This window comes from Amycolatopsis sp. NPDC003861 (genome assembly GCF_053605405.1).
In genome coordinates, this window is sequence record NZ_JBSGJD010000222.1 from 1 (window position 1) to 16,408 (window position 16,408).

22 protein-coding genes are annotated in these 16,408 nt (G+C 70.9%); 9 read left to right on the forward strand and 13 right to left on the reverse strand.

Annotated elements, in window-relative coordinates; genetic code table 11:
• Positions 1-452 precede the first annotated feature (452 nt).
• The 3 genes from ACWEVN_RS37405 to rsgA all read right to left on the reverse strand — a co-directional run bounded on the left by ACWEVN_RS37405 (position 453) and on the right by rsgA (position 3,286).
• The gene (locus ACWEVN_RS37405) at positions 453-1,205 is read right to left on the reverse strand and encodes a hypothetical protein (RefSeq protein WP_452054431.1); all 753 of its coding nucleotides are present in this window, start codon (positions 1,203-1,205) and stop codon (positions 453-455) included.
• 72 nt (positions 1,206-1,277) lie between these two features.
• Positions 1,278-2,162, reverse strand: a complete 885-nt coding sequence (locus ACWEVN_RS37410) for a hypothetical protein (protein ID WP_310973428.1) — start codon at positions 2,160-2,162, stop codon at positions 1,278-1,280.
• Positions 2,163-2,263: 101 nt separating this feature from the next.
• The gene (rsgA, locus tag ACWEVN_RS37415) at positions 2,264-3,286 is read right to left on the reverse strand and encodes a ribosome small subunit-dependent GTPase A (RefSeq protein ID WP_449687771.1); all 1,023 of its coding nucleotides are present in this window, start codon (positions 3,284-3,286) and stop codon (positions 2,264-2,266) included.
• Between the two features lie 105 nt (positions 3,287-3,391).
• Here rsgA and ACWEVN_RS37420 point away from each other — a divergent pair, with 105 nt between their 5' ends.
• Complete coding sequence (locus tag ACWEVN_RS37420) at positions 3,392-4,150, forward strand: SOS response-associated peptidase (RefSeq protein WP_452054432.1); 759 nt, start codon at positions 3,392-3,394, stop codon at positions 4,148-4,150.
• Entirely contained in the window at positions 4,147-4,755 is a 609-nt protein-coding gene (locus ACWEVN_RS37425) for an alpha/beta hydrolase family protein (RefSeq protein ID WP_310973423.1), read from the forward strand. Before ACWEVN_RS37420 ends, ACWEVN_RS37425 begins: the two co-directional genes overlap by 4 nt.
• Before the next feature lies 1 nt (position 4,756).
• Here ACWEVN_RS37425 and ybaK read toward each other — a convergent pair whose 3' ends face one another.
• Positions 4,757-5,233 carry a Cys-tRNA(Pro) deacylase gene (gene ybaK / locus ACWEVN_RS37430; RefSeq protein WP_449687769.1) on the reverse strand — a complete coding sequence of 159 codons (477 nt, stop codon included), beginning with the start codon at positions 5,231-5,233 and terminating at the stop codon, positions 4,757-4,759.
• Positions 5,234-5,425: 192 nt separating this feature from the next.
• Between ybaK and ACWEVN_RS37435 the strand changes: the two genes are divergently transcribed.
• Both ACWEVN_RS37435 and rsrA read left to right on the forward strand, forming a co-directional pair.
• Positions 5,426-6,049: a sigma-70 family RNA polymerase sigma factor gene (locus tag ACWEVN_RS37435; protein ID WP_003059778.1), complete on the forward strand. Its 624-nt coding sequence runs from the start codon at positions 5,426-5,428 to the stop codon at positions 6,047-6,049.
• Positions 6,046-6,366: a mycothiol system anti-sigma-R factor gene (rsrA, locus tag ACWEVN_RS37440; RefSeq protein ID WP_206790148.1), complete on the forward strand. Its 321-nt coding sequence runs from the start codon at positions 6,046-6,048 to the stop codon at positions 6,364-6,366. Before ACWEVN_RS37435 ends, rsrA begins: the two co-directional genes overlap by 4 nt.
• A 63-nt stretch (positions 6,367-6,429) precedes the next feature.
• Here the strand turns inward: rsrA and ACWEVN_RS37445 are convergent, their stop codons facing one another.
• Entirely contained in the window at positions 6,430-6,504 is a 75-nt protein-coding gene (locus ACWEVN_RS37445; RefSeq protein ID WP_098515123.1) for a 50S ribosomal protein bL37, read from the reverse strand.
• A 99-nt stretch (positions 6,505-6,603) separates the two neighbouring features.
• Here ACWEVN_RS37445 and ACWEVN_RS37450 point away from each other — a divergent pair, with 99 nt between their 5' ends.
• Together ACWEVN_RS37450 and ACWEVN_RS37455 are read left to right on the forward strand one after the other, a co-directional pair.
• Entirely contained in the window at positions 6,604-6,816 is a 213-nt protein-coding gene (locus ACWEVN_RS37450; RefSeq protein WP_310973420.1) for a biotin/lipoyl-binding carrier protein, read from the forward strand.
• Positions 6,817-6,820: 4 nt separating this feature from the next.
• The gene (locus tag ACWEVN_RS37455; RefSeq protein WP_449687768.1) at positions 6,821-8,341 is read left to right on the forward strand and encodes a sensor histidine kinase; all 1,521 of its coding nucleotides are present in this window, start codon (positions 6,821-6,823) and stop codon (positions 8,339-8,341) included.
• 219 nt (positions 8,342-8,560) lie between these two features.
• Here ACWEVN_RS37455 and ACWEVN_RS37460 read toward each other — a convergent pair whose 3' ends face one another.
• Positions 8,561-8,815, reverse strand: a complete 255-nt coding sequence (locus ACWEVN_RS37460; protein ID WP_043777259.1) for a WhiB family transcriptional regulator — start codon at positions 8,813-8,815, stop codon at positions 8,561-8,563.
• A gap of 274 nt (positions 8,816-9,089) precedes the next feature.
• Positions 9,090-10,076 (reverse strand): diacylglycerol/lipid kinase family protein, encoded by a 987-nt coding sequence (locus ACWEVN_RS37465; RefSeq protein WP_449687775.1) that lies wholly within the window; start codon positions 10,074-10,076, stop codon positions 9,090-9,092.
• Between the two features lie 327 nt (positions 10,077-10,403).
• On the opposite strand from ACWEVN_RS37465, the gene ACWEVN_RS37470 reads away from it, so the two are divergent.
• Positions 10,404-10,874, forward strand: coding sequence for a hypothetical protein (locus tag ACWEVN_RS37470; protein ID WP_449687774.1), 471 nt, complete (start codon positions 10,404-10,406; stop codon positions 10,872-10,874).
• A gap of 100 nt (positions 10,875-10,974) precedes the next feature.
• Here the strand turns inward: ACWEVN_RS37470 and ACWEVN_RS37475 are convergent, their stop codons facing one another.
• Together ACWEVN_RS37475 and ACWEVN_RS37480 are read right to left on the reverse strand one after the other, a co-directional pair.
• Complete coding sequence (locus tag ACWEVN_RS37475) at positions 10,975-11,457, reverse strand: N-acetyltransferase family protein (RefSeq protein ID WP_452054433.1); 483 nt, start codon at positions 11,455-11,457, stop codon at positions 10,975-10,977.
• A gap of 1 nt (position 11,458) precedes the next feature.
• Entirely contained in the window at positions 11,459-12,046 is a 588-nt protein-coding gene (locus tag ACWEVN_RS37480) for an acid phosphatase (RefSeq protein ID WP_449687766.1), read from the reverse strand.
• 83 nt (positions 12,047-12,129) lie between these two features.
• Between ACWEVN_RS37480 and ACWEVN_RS37485 the strand changes: the two genes are divergently transcribed.
• A complete protein-coding gene (locus tag ACWEVN_RS37485; RefSeq protein ID WP_449687765.1) occupies positions 12,130-12,603 on the forward strand; it encodes a hotdog fold domain-containing protein in 474 nt (157 codons plus the stop codon).
• Here ACWEVN_RS37485 and ACWEVN_RS37490 read toward each other — a convergent pair.
• The 4 genes from ACWEVN_RS37490 to ACWEVN_RS37505 form a co-directional block, all read right to left on the reverse strand.
• Positions 12,600-13,250, reverse strand: a complete 651-nt coding sequence (locus ACWEVN_RS37490) for a hypothetical protein (RefSeq protein WP_452054434.1) — start codon at positions 13,248-13,250, stop codon at positions 12,600-12,602. The two genes, ACWEVN_RS37485 and ACWEVN_RS37490, sit on opposite strands and share 4 nt — an antisense overlap.
• 70 nt (positions 13,251-13,320) lie before the next feature.
• Positions 13,321-13,755, reverse strand: a complete 435-nt coding sequence (locus ACWEVN_RS37495; protein ID WP_452054435.1) for a MarR family winged helix-turn-helix transcriptional regulator — start codon at positions 13,753-13,755, stop codon at positions 13,321-13,323.
• Positions 13,752-14,165 (reverse strand): SRPBCC family protein, encoded by a 414-nt coding sequence (locus ACWEVN_RS37500; RefSeq protein WP_452054436.1) that lies wholly within the window; start codon positions 14,163-14,165, stop codon positions 13,752-13,754. The genes ACWEVN_RS37495 and ACWEVN_RS37500 overlap by 4 nt, the downstream gene beginning before the upstream one ends.
• A gap of 59 nt (positions 14,166-14,224) precedes the next feature.
• Positions 14,225-14,830, reverse strand: a complete 606-nt coding sequence (locus ACWEVN_RS37505; protein ID WP_452054437.1) for a dTDP-4-dehydrorhamnose 3,5-epimerase family protein — start codon at positions 14,828-14,830, stop codon at positions 14,225-14,227.
• A gap of 361 nt (positions 14,831-15,191) precedes the next feature.
• Here ACWEVN_RS37505 and ACWEVN_RS37510 point away from each other — a divergent pair, with 361 nt between their 5' ends.
• Positions 15,192-16,367, forward strand: coding sequence for an NAD(P)-dependent malic enzyme (locus ACWEVN_RS37510; RefSeq protein ID WP_452054438.1), 1,176 nt, complete (start codon positions 15,192-15,194; stop codon positions 16,365-16,367).
• Positions 16,368-16,408 lie beyond the last annotated feature (41 nt).

The window sequence follows — 16,408 nt, forward strand, 5'->3', positions numbered from 1 at the left end:
TGGTGCCCACCACCCCGAAGCCGTGATTGTCACTACGGCCGGTGGTACCGCGTCAAGGCGGGAAAGATGCCTTGACCCGGCACCACCGGCCGCGTGCTGGCTTCGGATCGGGGTGGCGGGGGAGGTCTGGGTGGGGTGCCGGTCCGGCGTGCGCGTGCCGGCTCAGGGCGGGAAAGCGTGTCTTGACCCCGCACCACCGGCCGTGTTCGGGCTTCGGATCGGGGTGGTGGGGGGTCTGGGTGGGGTGCCGGTCCGGCGTGCGCGTGCCGGGTCAGGGCGGGAAAGCGTGTCTTGACCCGGCACTACCGGCCGTGTTTGGGCTTCGGATCGGGGTGGCGGGGCAGGCCTGGGCAGGGTGCCGGTCCGGCGTGCGCGTGCCGTTCCCGCCAGTGAGGCGCTGAAAGAGCTCCGGCCTCGTCGGAGCCGAGGGCAGACGCGCGGGCGAAGCGTAATTAGCCCACCTCGCCCGCCGGTGGGGGCTGGATGTCCACCGGGGTGCCCCAGTCCGAATAGCGCGTGGTGATGCGCGCCTCGGCGCCCGGCAGGATTGGTGTCAGGTCCAGCACTATCTGCAACGGCCGGTGTGCCTCGTCCAGCCACAGCTCCACCGGGAACTTGCCGCCCACCTGGGCCGCCGCGTCCGGGGGGAGGCCCGCCGGCAGGTCCGTGCCCAGGCGGGCCAGTTCCAGGTCCACGCGGTAGTGCTCCGCCGGCGCCCCGTTCAGGTGGCCGCGCTCGGCCGCGATGATCGTGCCCGCCGTGCGGATCTCGCCCAGTGTGTGGGCCGGGTCGTTCTGCTCCGCCAGCTGGGTCAAGCTGCCGCCGAGGACCTGGGAAAACGGGTCCGTCCCGTCCGCCGCCACCACGATCCACGGCTTCCCACTGCCGACCTCGTCGCGCGAGCCCTCCGGCACCTTCGCGTACAGCTTTCCGGCCACCTGCCTCAGCTCCACCGGCTCGCCGAGGAAGTCCGTCGTCAGCGTCTGGGCCGTCCCACCTGCGGCGAACCGCGCCTGGCCCTGGCCCTTCGAGCGGACCGAGCCGACCGCGATGTCCGTGCCGAACTTCGCCGAGCCGCCGTTCGTCGTGGCCGTCGTCGCCGCGTCCGCGAGTGCTCGCGCGTCCTCGAACGCCGGGCGGGGCGGTGGGTCGGAGCACGCTCCGGCGAGCAGGGCGAACAGCAGCACCACGGCGGCTTTGCGCATGGCGCCCACAAAAACACAGCGGCTCCCCCGATCTCGTTCGGGGGAGCCGCCGCTACTCAGCGTCGTCCGGTGTCAGCGGCCGGCCTTCTTCATCAGCTCGCCGAGGTCGACGACCTGGTCGGCCGGCGGGGCCGCCACGTCGACCTGGGTGCCCCAGTCGGTGTACTTCATCGTGAACTTGGCGTCACCGGCCGGCGCGCCCATCGCCTGCATCATCGGGCCCTGGTCCATGGTGACCTGCACCGGCAGGTTGTTCTTGTCGAGCCACAGCTCGGCCGGGAGCTTGAGGTCCTTGCCCTTGAGCTTCTCGGTGAGCTGGTCGCGCGCCGCGGCCGGGACCTGGTCGGTGAACTGGTCGATCGCCTTGGCGACGTCGAGCTCGACCTTGTAGTGGTTGACCTTCTGGCCGTTCAGCTCGGTCTGGTCGGACGAGACGATCCGGCCCGTCTTGGAGATCTGCTCGAGCATCTTGCTCGGGTCGCTCTGCTCCGCCGACTTGGACAGCGCGCCGCCCAGCGCCTGCGAGAGCGGGTCGGTGCCGTCGGCCGAGATCTTGGCCCACGCCTTGTCCGTGCCCATCTGCTTCTGGTCTTCGGCGGGCAGCTTGATGTACATGACCTTGTCGACCATGCGCATCTCGGTGGTCTGGCCGGCCGCGGTGCTGGTCATCGAGAACTTCGTGTTCGCGCCGTCGAAGGCCATCGCGCCGGAAGCGGTCATGGTCTGGCCGGCGGCGGAGCCCTCCATGGTGAACTTCGCCGACTTGGACTTCTCGGTGCCCTGCTTCGCCTCCGACGCCAGCTTGATCGCGTCGGTGAAGGGCGAGGCGAGGCCGTCGGTCTGGCTCTGGCCGCCCGCGGCGGCGGGTTCGGCGGTGCCGGGAGCGGAGTTGCCGCTGCAGGCGGTCAGCGTGAGCACCAGCGCGGCACCCGCGGCGACCAAGGTGGTCTTGCGCATTGAGTTCCCCTCAGGATCGGATCTTCCGCTCGGCATATCGCCCGAACGGGCGAATGGTTACCGATGTGACGGTGACGATCCGCGATCGGTTCCCGGTTGCCTCAGGATTCGGTGGCGCGAGTCACATCGTGGCCGCCGCGCGACGCCAGCAGGCGCCGCAGCGAAGCGAGCCGCTCGGGGCTCGCCTTCCCCTCGGTGACGACGTCGTCGAGCGCACAGTCCGGGTCCTCGGGCGCGCCCAGGTGCCCGCAGCCCGACGGGCACTCCTCGGCGGCTTCGGCGAACTCCTCGAAGGCGTCCACGATGTCGTCCGCGGTGACGTGGGCCAGCCCGAACGACCGCACCCCGGGCGTGTCGATCACCCAGCCGCCGTCCGGCAGCGGCAGCGCCACCGCCGCCACGGACGTGTGGCGCCCCTTGCCGACGGCGCTCACCACACCGGTGGCCAGTTCGGCGGCGGGGACCAGGCGGTTGACCAATGTCGACTTGCCGACACCGGAGTGGCCGACCAGGGCCGTCACGCGGTCCTTGAGCATGTCGGCTAGGCCTTCGGGCTCCTCGTCGAAGCGGGTCACGATCGCCGGGACGTCCAGGCCCGCGTAGCCGGCCAGGAGCTCGTCCGGGCTGGCCAGGTCGGCCTTCGTCAGGCAGAGGACCGGCTCGACGCCACCGGCGTAACAGGCGACGAGGCAGCGGTCGATGAAGCCGGTGCGCGGCGGGGGGTCGGCCAGCGCGGTGACGATCAGCAGGCGCTCGGCGTTCGCGACGACCAGCCGCTCGTACGGATCGGTGTCGTCGGCCGTGCGCAGCAGCGAGCTGGTGCGCTCGTCGACCCGGACGATCCGCGCGAGGGTGTCCGGCTTGCCGGAGACGTCTCCGACGATGCCGACCCGGTCGCCGACGACCACCGGGGTCCGGCCCATCTCGCGGGCGCGCATCGCGGTGATCACCCGGCCCGGATCGGCGTCGACCGCGCAGGTCCAGCGGCCGCGGTCCTTGCCGATGACCATGGCCGTGACGGCGTCGGCGTGCTCGGGACGGCGCTTGCTGCGGGGCCGGCTGCCCTTGCCCGGACGCACGCGGACGTCGGACTCGTCCAGCTTGCTCCAGTCGTTGCGCGCCAAACCCTCGTCCTCTCGTGCGCCGGTGCCCACCCGAATGATCCCACGCCGCTCGCCAGGGCCCTGGCCTGCGTGTAACGATGGCTGCTTCGGCACGAGGAGGTTGGGATGTGCGGGCGCTACGCCGCCACGAAGGACCCGGCGAAGCTGATCGAGGAGTTCGAGGCGATCGACCTCACGGAGGGACGCGCGCGGGCGGACCACAACGTGGCGCCGACGAAGAACGTGGTCACGGTCGTGCAGCGGCACCCGCGTGACGAAGACGGCCAGGTGCTCGAGGACGAGCCCGCCGAGCGCTCGCTGCGGATGATGAAGTGGGGCCTGGTGCCGTTCTGGGCCAAGGACCCGTCGGTCGGCTCGCGGATGATCAACACGCGCGCCGAGACGGCCGCCGAGAAGCCCGCCTTCCGCCGCGCGCTGGTGTCGCGCCGCTGCCTGGTGCCGGCCGACGGCTGGTTCGAGTGGCGCCGCACGGGCAAGGAGAAGGAGCCGTTCTACATGACTTCTCCCGACGGTTCGTCGATCGCGTTCGGCGGGATCTGGGAGAGCTGGCGGCCGAAGGACGACGACAAGGCGTCGCCGCTGATCACGTTCTCGATCATCACGACCGACGCGGCCGGCCAGCTCACCGACGTCCACCACCGGATGCCGCTGATCGTGCCGCGCTCGCACTGGGACGGCTGGCTGGACCCGGACCGCGAAGACGTCACCGACCTGCTGGTGCCGACGCCGGAGGAGATCGTGGCGTCGCTGGAGCTGCGGCCGATCTCGAGCAAGGTCAACAACGTCCGCAACAACGGCCCCGAGCTGCTGGACCGGGTCGACCCGGCGCAGGAGAGCGCGCTGTTCGACGCGCCGAAGCCATGACGGCCATCCCGATCGAGACCGCCTACGGCCCGGCGCGGGTGTACCTGCACTGCGCCGAAGAGGGCGAGGCGGTGCTGATGCTCGGCCACGGCGCGGGCGGCGGCCTCGGGGCGAAGGACCTGGTGGCGGTGACGCGCGCGGCGCAGGCGGCGGACGTGCACGTGGCGCTGGTCGAGCAGCCGTACCGGGTGGCGGGCCGCCGCGCACCGGCCCCGGCGAACCAGCTGGACACGGCGTGGCTGACGGTGGCGGACGACCTGTCGGAGCGCTTCGACGGCCTGCCGTTCGTGTTCGGCGGCCGGTCTTCGGGCGCGCGAGTCGCCTGCCGGACGGCGTCGGCGGGGCAGGCGGTGGCGGTGCTGTGCCTGGCGTTCCCGGAGCACCCCCCGGGCCGGCCGGAGAAGACCCGCCAGCCGGAGTTCGACGCGGTCGAGGTCCCGACGCTGGTGATCCAGGGGGAGCGCGACCCGTTCGGGCGGCCGAAACCGGGGCCTCACCAGGAGCTGGTGCTGGTGGACGGCGACCACAGCCTGGGGAAGGATTTGGAAACGATCTCGCGGGCGGCGACCGAGTGGCTGTCGCGGGTGCTGCGGCCGCTGGCCTGACTCAGGCCCCGATCGGGGCCACCACCGCGCCGGTCAGCCGGATCAGCTCGCCCGGGGCCAGTTCCACCTCCAGCCCTCGCCGGCCCGCCGAGCAGAACACCGTCTCGAACCCCTCCGCCGAGGCGTCGATCACCACCGGCAGCCGGCTGCGGTGGCCCAGCGGGGAGATTCCGCCCAGTACGTACCCCGTCGCCCGCTGGGCGGCCGCCGGGTCGGCCATCTTCGCCTTCTTGCCGCCCGCCGCGGCCGCCAGGGCCTTGAGGTCCAGCTGGCCGGTGACCGGCACCACGCCCACCACCAACTTGCCGTCCACCTCGGCGACCAGCGTCTTGAACACGCGCGCGCGGTCCAGGCCGAGGGCCTCCACAGCCTCCAGCCCGTACGACTCCGCGCGCGGGTCGTGGTCGTAAGCGTGCAGCGTGTGCGCCACTTTCTGCTTCCCCAGCAACGCCGTCGCCGGGGTGCCTTTGCCAGCCATGGCGGAAGTCTAGGGAATGCCCGATCCCCCCGATCGGTTGTACGGGACGTGACAACAACGCTCGCCACCACACGCTCACGCAGCCGCCGCCGTCCCGAGGCACCGGCGAACCGCGGCGTGCCCGGTCCCCGCGTAAACTCGGGTCCGCCGTATGCGCGCACGCGCATCGACGCCGAGCGGGAAGGGAACGGTTTGCCGAGCACGCAGAACTCAGCGCCGGAAGAAGCGACCGAGGCCGAGCGCGCCGAGCGCTTCGAGCGGGACGCGATGCCGCTGCTCGACCAGCTGTACTCGGCCGCGATGCGGATGACCCGCAACCCCGCCGATGCCGAGGACCTGGTCCAGGAGACCTACCTGAAGGCGTACGCCGCCTTCGCGTCCTTCAAGGCCGGCACGAACCTCAAGGCCTGGATGTACCGCATCCTGACCAACACCTACATCAACGGGTACCGCAAGCGGCAGCGGCAGCCGGTGCAGGCGCCCACCGAGGAGATCACCGACTGGCAGATCGCCAAGGCGGAGAGCCACACCTCCAGCGGGCTCCGGTCGGCCGAGGTCGAGGCGATGGACAACCTGCCCGACACCGACGTCAAGGCCGCCCTGCAGAAGCTGCCCGAGGAGTTCCGGCTGGCCGTCTACCTGGCCGACGTCGAGGGCTTCGCGTACAAGGAGATCGCCGAGATCATGGACACGCCCATCGGCACCGTGATGTCCCGTCTGCACCGCGGCCGCGCCCAGCTGCGCGACCTGCTCGCCGACGTGGCGCGGGAGCGCGGCTTCATCCGGGGTGCCAAGGAGGAGGTGGCGGGGCGATGAGCGACATGTGCGAGGGCGCGTCGGACAAGGTCCGCTGCGAAGAGGCGCTCGCCGACATCTACCTGCTGCTCGACCGCGAGTGCAGCCCCGAGCGGGACGCCGCCCTGCGCGCCCACATCGAGGACTGCCCGCCGTGCCTCGAGGAGTACGGCATCGACGAGCACATCAAGCAGCTGCTGGCCCGCAAGTGCGGCGGTGACCACGCCCCGGCCGAGCTGAAGAGCCGGCTGCGCGCGTCGATCCGGCAGACCGTCGCCTCCCGCGGCGGCGTCACCGTGGAACGCACCGAGATCACCCTCGAGCAGCGCTCCGAATAACGCACCCGAGCACTACGAAGGCCCCCGCACGAGCCGTGTGGGGGCCTTCGTCATGCCGAACGCTCAGGCGTTGGGCTTCTTGCCGTGGTTCGCGCCGTTCTTCTTCCGGTCGCGACGCTTGCGGGCGCGCTTCGACATGCTCACTCCTCGTCGTCAAAGCTGGTCAACCTCTCAAGTGTGTCATGACGTCCCGTTCTGGTTGGATGGGGTGGTCGGGCGAGCGCGAGGAGGGTGTCGATGGCCGAGATCAGGGCCGAAATGGTCGGCACGGTGCTCGAGGTCGTGGCCACGCCCGGCGCCGCGCTGAACGCCGGTGACACCGTGCTGATCCTGGAGTCGATGAAGATGGAGCTACCCGCCGTGAGCGAACGCGCGGGCACGCTGACCAGCCTCGCCGTGGCGAAGGGTGACCGGGTCCAGCAGGGTGACCTGCTCGGGGTGGTCGAGTAACGCCGTGTCCACGCTCGCCGAACTGCTCGCCGACAACACCGGCCTCCCCGGGGAAGCGGCGGACCACCTGCAGACCGTCGTCGCCGAGTGGCAGCTGCTGGCCGACTTGTCCTTCGCGGACTTCCTGCTCTGGGTCCCGGTGACCGAGGAGCTGCAGCCGGACGGCGGCGACTTCGTCTGCGTCGCGCACGCGCGGCCCACGACGGCGCCGACCGCGCACCCCGAGGACGTCGTCGGCACGCGGTTCACCGTTCAGGAGCACCCGCAGCTGGCGAAGGCCATGCGCGAGGTGCGGATCTGCCGCGAGGAGGACCCGCACTGGTACCGCGACCTGCCGATGCGGCGGGAAGCGATCCCGGTGCGGTTCCACGACGAGGTCATCGCCGTGCTGAGCCGCGAGACGAACCTGGCCGCGCCGCGGGTGCCGTCGCCGCTGGAGATCGCGTACCTGGGCAGTGCCGGCGACCTGTGCCAGATGATCGTCGACGGCACGTTCCCGCCGAACGGCACGAACGCGACCGACACGCACACGTCCCCGCGGGTCGGCGACGGGCTGATCCGCCTGGATTCGAGCGGCACGGTCGTGTTCGCGAGCCCGAACGGGTTGTCCGCGTACCACCGGATGGGGCACGAGTCCGACCTGGTCGGGACGCGCTTGGCGCCGCTGACGCGGTCGCTGATCCGCGACCCGTTCGACGCGACCGAGGTGTCCCACCGGATCATCGAGGCCCTCGACGGGAAGCCGTCGAGCCGGACGGAGGCCGATTCGCGGCGCGGCGCGGTGGTGCTCTTCCGCGCGCTGCCGCTGCGGCCGGCCGGGCAGGCGGCGGGCGCGCTGGTGCTGGTCCGGGACGTCACCGAGGTGAAGCGGCGGGACCGGGCGTTGCTGTCGAAGGACGCGACGATCCGTGAGATCCACCACCGGGTGAAGAACAACCTCCAGACGGTGGCGGCGCTGCTGCGGCTGCAGTCCCGGCGGACGACGTCGGAGGAGGCGCGGCTCGCCCTGGCGGAGTCCGTGCGCCGGGTGACGTCGATCGCGCTGGTGCACGAGGCGCTGTCGATCTCGGTCGACGAGCGCGTCGACCTCGACAAGCTGCTCGACAACGTGCTGCCGATGGTCGGCGAGGTCGCGACGGCGGAATCGCAGGTCGGGCTGTCGCGGAAGGGCTCGTTCGGGGTGGTGGTCGCGGAGATCGCGACGCCGCTGGTGATGGTGCTGGCCGAGCTGGTGCAGAACGCGGTCGAGCACGCGTTCCCGGCGGGCCGGCCGGGCAAGGTCGAGCTGATCGTGGAGCGTTCGGCGCGGTGGCTGGACGTCGTCATCCGCGACAACGGGCGGGGCCTGCCGTCGGGGTTCTCGCTGGAGCGTTCGGACGGGCTCGGGCTGCAGATCGTCCGGACGCTGGTGGAGTCCGAGCTGCGGGGCTCGCTTTCGCTGCGGAAGGTGCGGACGGAGACGTCGTCGACCCGCGTGACGGGCACGGAAGCTGCGCTCCGCATCCCGCTGTCCCGCCGCCTCTGATTCGACACGATGAAGGCCCGGCACCAGGTGCGTGGTGCCGGGCCGTTCAGCGCTTGCGGGAGGACTTGAAGTCCCGGTGAGGTTTCAGCGCACCCATTGCCAGGTGGTTTCGCCTCGGTTGTTAAGCTCAAGCCGGGTAGGTATCACCCCAGACGGCGTGGGCACGACGAATGCCCGCCGGGTGAAATTCCTGCTCGGCCTGGGTGGATCTCGAGAAACTCAGGCGTTGGTACGCGTGCCGATGTGCGTACGGCGGCGCTTGAGAGCGCGTCGCTCGTCCTCGCTCATACCGCCCCACACGCCCGCGTCCTGGCCGCTGGCCAGAGCCCAGGCCAGGCAGTCGGAAGCGGAGGGGCAGCGGTGGCACACGGCCTTCGCCTGAGCAACCTGCGACAGAGCAGGACCGCTGGTTCCCACCGGGAAGAACAGCTCGGGGTCCTCGTCTCGGCAGGCCGCGTCGTGGCGCCAGTCCATGTTCGTGAGCTCCTTCATATGGCGCGGGAGGGCCGCGCCACAGTCGTCAATGGCGGTCGTGTTCTTGGGTGCTTGTGAATGCTTTCACGAAGCACCGCTTTCGACAAGGGTTTCCGGGAGATCGGTGAGTCAGGTCACCCGGCCGAGCGACCCCTCTGACCTGCGGTTTCTCTCCGAAACAGCCGTCCGAAGGAAAGGCTGATGCGCTGAGTGGAGCTTCTCCGTCGACGAACGGCACCTGGCACTTTGCCGCAGGCGATCAGCGGTCCCGTCGTCACACGATTACCGTGAGTGCATTCGGGACGCTGAAGAATTCGACTCGAGTCCGCTGGCCGACGAGGTCGCCGTCCACCTGGAAGTTTACCGGTTCAGCTGCGTCGATGCGGATCATCGGCAGGTCATCGTGACGCACGAGACGCCGGCCCCGCTGGTTGCTCTTCGTAGCCAAAGCTTGGCGTACATGCTTGAACACCGTGGGCAACCCCAGACCGTTCAGCGCGAACAACCCCAATCCCGTCTCGAACGAGCAACCCGGGTTGAGGTGGACGGCACGCTCGCCCAGGTAGCTCCACGGATCGGTGTTCGACACGAAAGCGGTCAGCGCCTCGACCGGGTCTTCGCCCGGGACGCGGATCGTGAGGGCCGGCCGGCCCAGCGGCGGCCGGAAGTACGACCGGACGGCGGCCCGCAGGTACAGGCCGGCGGTGGTCTGCTTGCCGCGGCGCTTGGCGACCCGGCCGACGACGTCGGCGTCCCAGCCGAGGCCGGCGTTGAAGGTGAACCAGTGCCCGTCGGCCAGGCCGAGCCCGACCCGGCGCGAGCGGTCGTTCTCCAGCGCGTTGAGCAGCTGGTGGGTGGCCTCGAAGGAGTCGGCTGAAATGCCGAGGGCGCGCGCGAAGACGTTGGCCGAGCCGCCGGGTACGACACCCAGCGCGGGCACTCGCCCGATTTCGGACGGATCTCCACCACCGCTTCGGGGGGTCCGGGTGGCGGAGCCCTCGGCCCGGGGCGAAGCCCCGGATGGCACAGCGTCGGCCAGCAGGCCGTTCACGACCTCGTTGACCGTGCCGTCGCCGCCGTGCGCCACGACCAGGTCGATGCCGTCCCGCGCGGCCGAGCGCGCGACGGCCATCGCGTGGCCGCGGTAGTCCGTCTCGACCACGTCGAGCTTGACCTGGCTGGCGAGCGCGTGCGCCAGCACGTCCCGGCCACCCGCGGTGGTCGAGGTGGCCTGGGGATTCACGACGAGGATTGCGCGCATTACCGCAGAGTAAGTGACTTCCGGCGGCCCGAGAACCTTCCGGCGCCGCATGGTGACGGGCGCAACCCCGGGAACAGCACGTACGAGACCCTGTGCCGGGCGGTCCTCCTTCACGCGCGAGTGTCCGCTCGTCGTGACAAGTGCACCCGGGCCGACCGCCCGCTCATCGACGACATCTTGATTTTCGACGCCGGGGCGGTCCCGCGAAAACGGCCGACCGGGTGGCATACGATCGAAAGAGCTCACGCACGGTGACTCGCCCTGGTGGAGTCCACTGTGTTCGCCGAAAAAGTGTCCGCCGAAAAGTGCTCCCGGAAGGCCGCCGCAGTGAAGCTCTCGCCCGCTCCCCGTGAGGTCCGGCTGGCCGGCGTGGTCACCGCGGTGCCGTCGCTCGCCCTGCTGGTGTTCGGGGTGGTCGTGCTGGTGAACGGCCTGGGTGCGCCCGCGCAGCCCGGCAACAACGTCTTCGTCGAGTCGGGCACGTTCATCGTGGTGGCGCTGGCGTTCCTGGCCGCGTCGGCCGGGCTGGTGCTGGGCCAGACGTGGGCGCGCTCGCCGGGTGTGGTGATCGCGCTGATCGTGATCGGGCTCGGCTGGTACCTGCTGGGCCCGTCCGGCGAGCCGCTGTGGGGCGTCCCGATCGCGCTGCTGGGCATCGCGGCCCTGGCCCTGCTGTTCCGGCGGCCGTCCCGGGCCTGGGCCCTCGGCCTCCGCGAGGGCGAGACCGAGACCGAGGCGGCCGAACGCGGCGGCCTCGCCGGCCGCCGTGCCGAGCGCGAAGGCCACGAAGAGGACTGAACCCGTAACCGGCGTGATTGAGCCCGTAATTCGCGTGATTGGGGCCGTAACTCGCGAGTTGCGGCCCCAATCACGCGAGATCCGGGTCTGATCACGCGAGTTACGCTTGGGCGGCCAGGGCCTTCAGGGGCTCGTCGGTGAGGCGGTTGACCGTCCATTCGTCCATCGGGACCGCGCCCAGGGCCTTGTAGAACTCCGTTGCCGGGTTCCAGTCCAGGACCGACCACTCGAGCCGCGCGTAGCCGTTCGCGACGCACTCGGCCGCCAAGGCCGCCAGCAGGGCCTTGCCCAGGCCGGAACCGCGCTGGGACTCCCGGACGTACAGGTCCTCCAGGTAGATCCCGTGCACCCCACGCCACGTCGAGTAGTTCAAGAACCAGACCGCGAAGCCGACGATCTCGCCGTCCACTTCGGCCACGTGCCCGAACAGCTTCGGCTCGTCGCCGAACAGAGCGGCGTGCAGCTGGGCCGGGGTCAGGTGGCACTCGTCCGGCGCGCGCTCGTACTCCGCCAGTTCGTAGGCCAGGCCGACCGCCGCTTCGACGTCCGAAGGGCGGATCCGGCGGATGCGGTCGTCGGGCACGTCAGTCCTCCGCGGGCAGCAGGTTGAGGTGTTCGATCTGGGGTTCGCCGCGCTCGTCGCCGAGCACCGCGATGCCGGCCGCGTCGAGTCCGAAGTGGACGCCGGCGGTGGCGGGCAGGGCGAGCCAGCGGGCCACCAGCACGCGGCTGAAGTGCCCGTGTCCCACCAGGATGACGTCCCCGGCCTCGATCTCACGCCGGGCGCGCTCCAGCACGCGGTCCGCACGGGCCGAGACGTCCGAAGCGCTTTCGCCGCCCGGGCTCGGGTGGGTCCACACCGTCCAGCCGGGCACGGTTTCCCGGATCTTCGGGGTGGTGACGCCTTCGTAGTCGCCGTAGTCCCACTCGGCGAGGTCTTCGGTGACTTCGTCGACGCGCAGCCCGGCCAGCGCGGCCGTGCGCAGCGCCCGGGCCCGCGGGCTCGACAGCACCAGCGACGGGCCGCCCACCAGGCTGCGGAGGGTGCCGCCCGCGGCGCGGGCCTGGCCTTCGCCCGCCGGCGTCAGCGGGATGTCCGTGCGGCCGGTGTGCCGCCCGTTCAGCGACCATTCGGTCTGCCCGTGCCGGAGGAGGAAGAGACGGTTGGTCACGCGCCCGAATATATCCGGCGGTTTGCGCGGCGGCTGGCCGTCTGCTTAGCTACTGAACGGTAGCTTAGTTCGAGGAGACCTTCATGCCCGAGACGCCGACGTTCGCGATGTGGCACCGGCTGGCCGGGAAGCCGATCGGAAAACCGCTGTTCAGCGCCGCGATGTGCCTGCGGGTGCCGTACTTCCGCACGGTGCTGCCGTCGGTGCGCGAGCTGCGGCCCGGCCACTGCGAGGTGACCGCGCCGAAGTGGTGGGGTGTGCACAACCACATCGGCACGTTTCACGCGATCGCCGCCTGCAACCTCGCCGAGATCGCGATGGGCATGCTCGCCGAGGCGACCGTCCCCACCACGCACCGCTGGCTGCCGAAGGGCATGAACGTCCGGTACGTCGCTAAGGCCGAGACGGGTCTGCGCGCGGTGGCGGCCCTGCCGGAGCTGCCGGAGTTCGGCGACGACGGCTTCGACCTCGACGTCCCGGTGACCATTTCGGACGCCAAGGGCCGGCCCGTGGTCACCGGGACGATCACCATCTGGGTGACGCCGAAGAAGCGTTAGAGCTGCTTGTACTGCACGTACGTCGTCTGGTGGAACACGGACGCCGACGGCAGCCCCAGCTTCCGGTCGACGAGCTTGCCGAGCGGGCCGCAGCGCTGCGTCGCCGGGAGCGCCAGCGCTGGGTCGACGACACCGAAGTGGAACGTCGGCGGGTTCCTGGACAGCACGGTCGGCGGCAGCGCCGGGTCGTCGTGGACGACGGTGTGCAGCGGCGCGGCCGCCGTGCCGATGCTGCATCCCTTGCGCAGCAACGGGTGCCGCAGCACGGCGTAGACGTCGAGCTCGCCGCGGCGCTCGTCGTTGCCCTGGAAGTCCGAATAGCCGCCGTAGCGCAGCTGGAGCGTCGTGCCGGCCAGGCCGGGCACCCGCACCGGTTCGTGCCGCAGCGCGCCGAACACCTGCGCGTACTGGCCGTTCACCCGGCCTTCGTTGAACGTCAGCCGCATTTCGCCCAGCGGAATCTCCTGGGCACCGATCGTCAGCTTTCCTTGTGAGACAAAGGCTTCGCAGCGCCACGTGCCCGGGTCGGCGTTCGCGGGCGGCGCCGGGCAGTCGGTGAAGTCGAACGTCGGAAGTTCGTCCGCGGCCGCGGTGCCCGGCAGCAAGGCCAGTGCGACCGCGGCCGCCCCCAGTGCGAGAAGTTTCATGGCGGTGAGCCTGCTCGGATCGCGCGGCCGGGACATCCGGGATGGTCCCCAGGGAAGCCCCGGGATCCGGTCAGGGGCCGAGGCGGGCCAGCGCGTCGACGAAGCCGTCGTCGGTGGCCGCGAAGAACTCGGCGTCCGCGGCCTCGACGTCCTTCAGTGCCTTCGCCACCAGTTCGAGGCCGGCTGGCGTGACCTGCAGGCGCTTCGCGCGGGCGTCGGCCGGGTCGTCGGCGCGCGCCAGCAGGCCGCGGCCGGCGAGCCTGCGCACCACCTGGCTGGTCATCATCGTGTCGGTGCCGGCCTGGTCGGCGAGCTGCCGCTGGGTCGGTGGCTCGCCCGAGCGGGTGAGCCACCACGTCGTGGTCAGCAGCACGAACTGGACGTGCGTGAGGTCGTGCGGGGCCAGCGCGGCCCGCATCGCCCGCTGCCAGGCCAGTGTCACGCGCCACAGCAGGAAGCCGGGGCTGCGCTCGGGGCCGGGCAGGCGGGACTCCGGGGCCGTCATACCCGTGAGCTTGCCTCAGCGAGCTGGGCCAGCGCGCGCATGGCGTCGGGAGTGTCTTCGGTCACCTGCTCGCCGAAGCCGTCCGGGCCGTCGACGGTGACGCGGTAGGTGATCCGCGTGCCGCCCTCGACGTCGGTCAGCACGTGCTCGAACCGCAGGAACGCGTCCGGCAGCCGGGTTTCGTCGGTGAAGCTGCGGCCCTCGGTGACCTCGGTGAGGGTGAACGGGATCGGCGGCCTGCCGTCCATCGTCATCGTGCCGCTGGTCCCGACCGCGAACGGGCCGTCGAGGACCACCGACCGGACCCCGGCGTTCCACTCCGGCCAGCGTCCGGTGTCGGCCCAGAGCGGCCAGATCGCGGCGGCAGGGGCGGCGGACGTCTCGCTGTGCTCGTAATCGTAAAGTGCCATGCGGGCAGACTATATGCGCGCTTACTACTTGGGCAAGCGGCCTGGTGGCCGGAGGTTGGTCAGTTCGCCGAGCGGAGCTTGTCGTAGAAGGCGACGCAGTCGTCGTACTGCGGGAGCAGGCCCTGGTCGACGGCTTCGGCGAGGGTGGGCGCGTCGCGATCCTTGGCCGACAGGACCGGCTCGATGTCCGCGGGCCAGGGCAGGTTCAGCGCCGGGTCCAGCGGGGTGATGCCGTGCTCGCCGGTGGGGTTGTAGGGCTCCGAGCAGAAGTACGACATCACGGTGTCGTCTTCGAGGGCGGCGAAGCCGTGGCCCAGGCCTTCCGCGATATACATGGCGCGGAACTCGCGCGAGTTGAGCACGACGGTGTCCCACTGGCCGAAGGTCGGGGACCCGACGCGGAGGTCGATCACGACGTCGAGCAGCGAGCCACGCGGGCAGTAGATGTACTTGGCCTGGCCGGGCGGGGTGTCGGCGAAGTGGATGCCTCGGATCGTGCCGCGCCGGGACACGCTGTGGTTCACCTGGCCGAGCCGCAACGGGTGGCCGACCGCCGCTTGGAAGGCGTCCTCCTGGAAGGGGGCGACGAACAGGCCCCGGTCGTCGGGGAACGCCCGGGGGGAGAACTCGTAGGCGTCCGGGACGCGCAGCCGGCGGAATTGCATGGCGTCACCTTATCGGGCGCCTTACAAAACCGGACGGACGTCTTGGGAATTGCCGGGAAAAGGGCGCCGGTGTGACATCAACCGCACCGAGGGGTCACCCGCGGCACGGGACCTGTCACAATGGCCGGACCGCCGCGTCCGCGGCCATCGCCAGACCCACGGCACCGATGGCCGACGTGACGCCTCGCCGACAGGCCGGCGCTACCGCGCTGGGCTGCCGTGCCGGGAATCCCCCACGGTTTCCCCCTGTGGACCGTGGTCCCAGCTCGCATGCCCAGGAGAAATTCCAGTGACCTCAGTCCGAACCGCGAGTTCCGTCATTCCCACCGGGGGAATACCGGAAACGACGACAGGAAACCCCATGAGCGACCCCACCGGTGCGCCGGTCACCGACGAAGAGATCTTCACCGGGCACGAGGGCGGCAAGCTCTCGGTGGCGGCCACCCGCCCGATTTCCAGCCCGCGTGACCTTTCGATCGCGTACACCCCGGGGGTGGCGAAGGTGAGCCGCGCGATCGCCGAGGACGCCGCCAAGGCCAAGCGCTACACGTGGGCGGACCGGCTGGTCGTCGTGGTCAGCGACGGGACGGCGGTGCTCGGCCTCGGTGACATCGGCGCGAGCGCGTCGCTGCCGGTCATGGAGGGCAAGTCGGTGCTCTTCAAGACCTTCGGCGGGCTCGACTCGATCCCGCTGGTGCTGGACACCACCGACGTCGACGAGATCGTCGAGACGCTGGTGCGGCTGCGGCCGTCGTTCGGAGCGGTCAACCTCGAGGACGTCTCCGCGCCGCGGTGCTTCGAGCTGGAGGACAAGCTCAAGGAAGCCCTGGACTGCCCGGTCATGCACGACGACCAGCACGGCACGGCGATCGTGACGCTGGCCGCCCTGCGCGGCGCCAACCTGGTCCTCGACCGGGCGATCGCCGACCAGCGCGTGGTCGTCTCCGGCGCCGGCGCGGCGGGCGTGGCCTGCGCGAAGATCTTGCAGGAAGCGGGCATCGGCGACGTCACCGTGCTCGACTCCCGCGGCATCATCCACTCCGGCCGCGAGGGCCTGAACCCGGTCAAGGAACGCCTGGCCGCGACGACGAACCGGGCCGGCCTGAAGGGCGGGCTGGCGGAGGCGCTGGAGGGCGCGGACGTGTTCCTCGGCCTCTCGGGCGCGACGATCGACGAGTCGCTGCTGGGCCGCATGGCGGGCGGCGGCATCGTGTTCGCGCTGTCCAACCCGGACCCGGAAGTGCACCCGGCCGTGGCCGCGCGGTACGCGTCGATCGTGGCGACCGGGCGGAGCGACTTCCCGAACCAGATCAACAACGTGCTGGCCTTCCCGGGCGTCTTCCGCGGTGCGCTCGACTCGGGCGCGCGGGCGATCACCGAGAACATGAAGCTGGCCGCCGCCGAGGCGATCGTGTCGGTGGCGATGGACGACCTCGGCCCGGACCGGATCGTCCCGTCGCCGCTCGACCCGCGCGTGGCCCCCGAGGTCGCGGCCGCGGTGGCCAAGGCCGCCGAGGCCGACGGCGTCACGGACTGACTCAAGCGCCCCAATGTGGCGTTGGTTGCGTCCAACGCACC

Bases quoted from the DNA above. Each gene is read 5' to 3' on its own strand.
- ACWEVN_RS37405 (WP_452054431.1), bottom strand. From the start codon at position 1,205: ATGCGCAAAGCCGCCGTGGTGCTGCTGTTCGCCCTGCTCGCCGGAGCG.
- ACWEVN_RS37410 (WP_310973428.1), bottom strand. From the start codon at position 2,162: ATGCGCAAGACCACCTTGGTCGCCGCGGGTGCCGCGCTGGTGCTCACG.
- ACWEVN_RS37420 (WP_452054432.1), top strand. From the start codon at position 3,392: ATGTGCGGGCGCTACGCCGCCACGAAGGACCCGGCGAAGCTGATCGAG.
- ACWEVN_RS37425 (WP_310973423.1), top strand. From the start codon at position 4,147: ATGACGGCCATCCCGATCGAGACCGCCTACGGCCCGGCGCGGGTGTAC.
- ybaK (WP_449687769.1), bottom strand. From the start codon at position 5,233: ATGGCTGGCAAAGGCACCCCGGCGACGGCGTTGCTGGGGAAGCAGAAA.
- rsrA (WP_206790148.1), top strand. From the start codon at position 6,046: ATGAGCGACATGTGCGAGGGCGCGTCGGACAAGGTCCGCTGCGAAGAG.
- ACWEVN_RS37450 (WP_310973420.1), top strand. From the start codon at position 6,604: ATGGCCGAGATCAGGGCCGAAATGGTCGGCACGGTGCTCGAGGTCGTG.
- ACWEVN_RS37460 (WP_043777259.1), bottom strand. From the start codon at position 8,815: ATGGACTGGCGCCACGACGCGGCCTGCCGAGACGAGGACCCCGAGCTG.
- ACWEVN_RS37465 (WP_449687775.1), bottom strand. From the start codon at position 10,076: ATGCGCGCAATCCTCGTCGTGAATCCCCAGGCCACCTCGACCACCGCG.
- ACWEVN_RS37485 (WP_449687765.1), top strand. From the start codon at position 12,130: ATGCCCGAGACGCCGACGTTCGCGATGTGGCACCGGCTGGCCGGGAAG.
- ACWEVN_RS37490 (WP_452054434.1), bottom strand. From the start codon at position 13,250: ATGAAACTTCTCGCACTGGGGGCGGCCGCGGTCGCACTGGCCTTGCTG.
- ACWEVN_RS37495 (WP_452054435.1), bottom strand. From the start codon at position 13,755: ATGACGGCCCCGGAGTCCCGCCTGCCCGGCCCCGAGCGCAGCCCCGGC.
- ACWEVN_RS37500 (WP_452054436.1), bottom strand. From the start codon at position 14,165: ATGGCACTTTACGATTACGAGCACAGCGAGACGTCCGCCGCCCCTGCC.
- ACWEVN_RS37505 (WP_452054437.1), bottom strand. From the start codon at position 14,830: ATGCAATTCCGCCGGCTGCGCGTCCCGGACGCCTACGAGTTCTCCCCC.
- ACWEVN_RS37510 (WP_452054438.1), top strand. From the start codon at position 15,192: ATGAGCGACCCCACCGGTGCGCCGGTCACCGACGAAGAGATCTTCACC.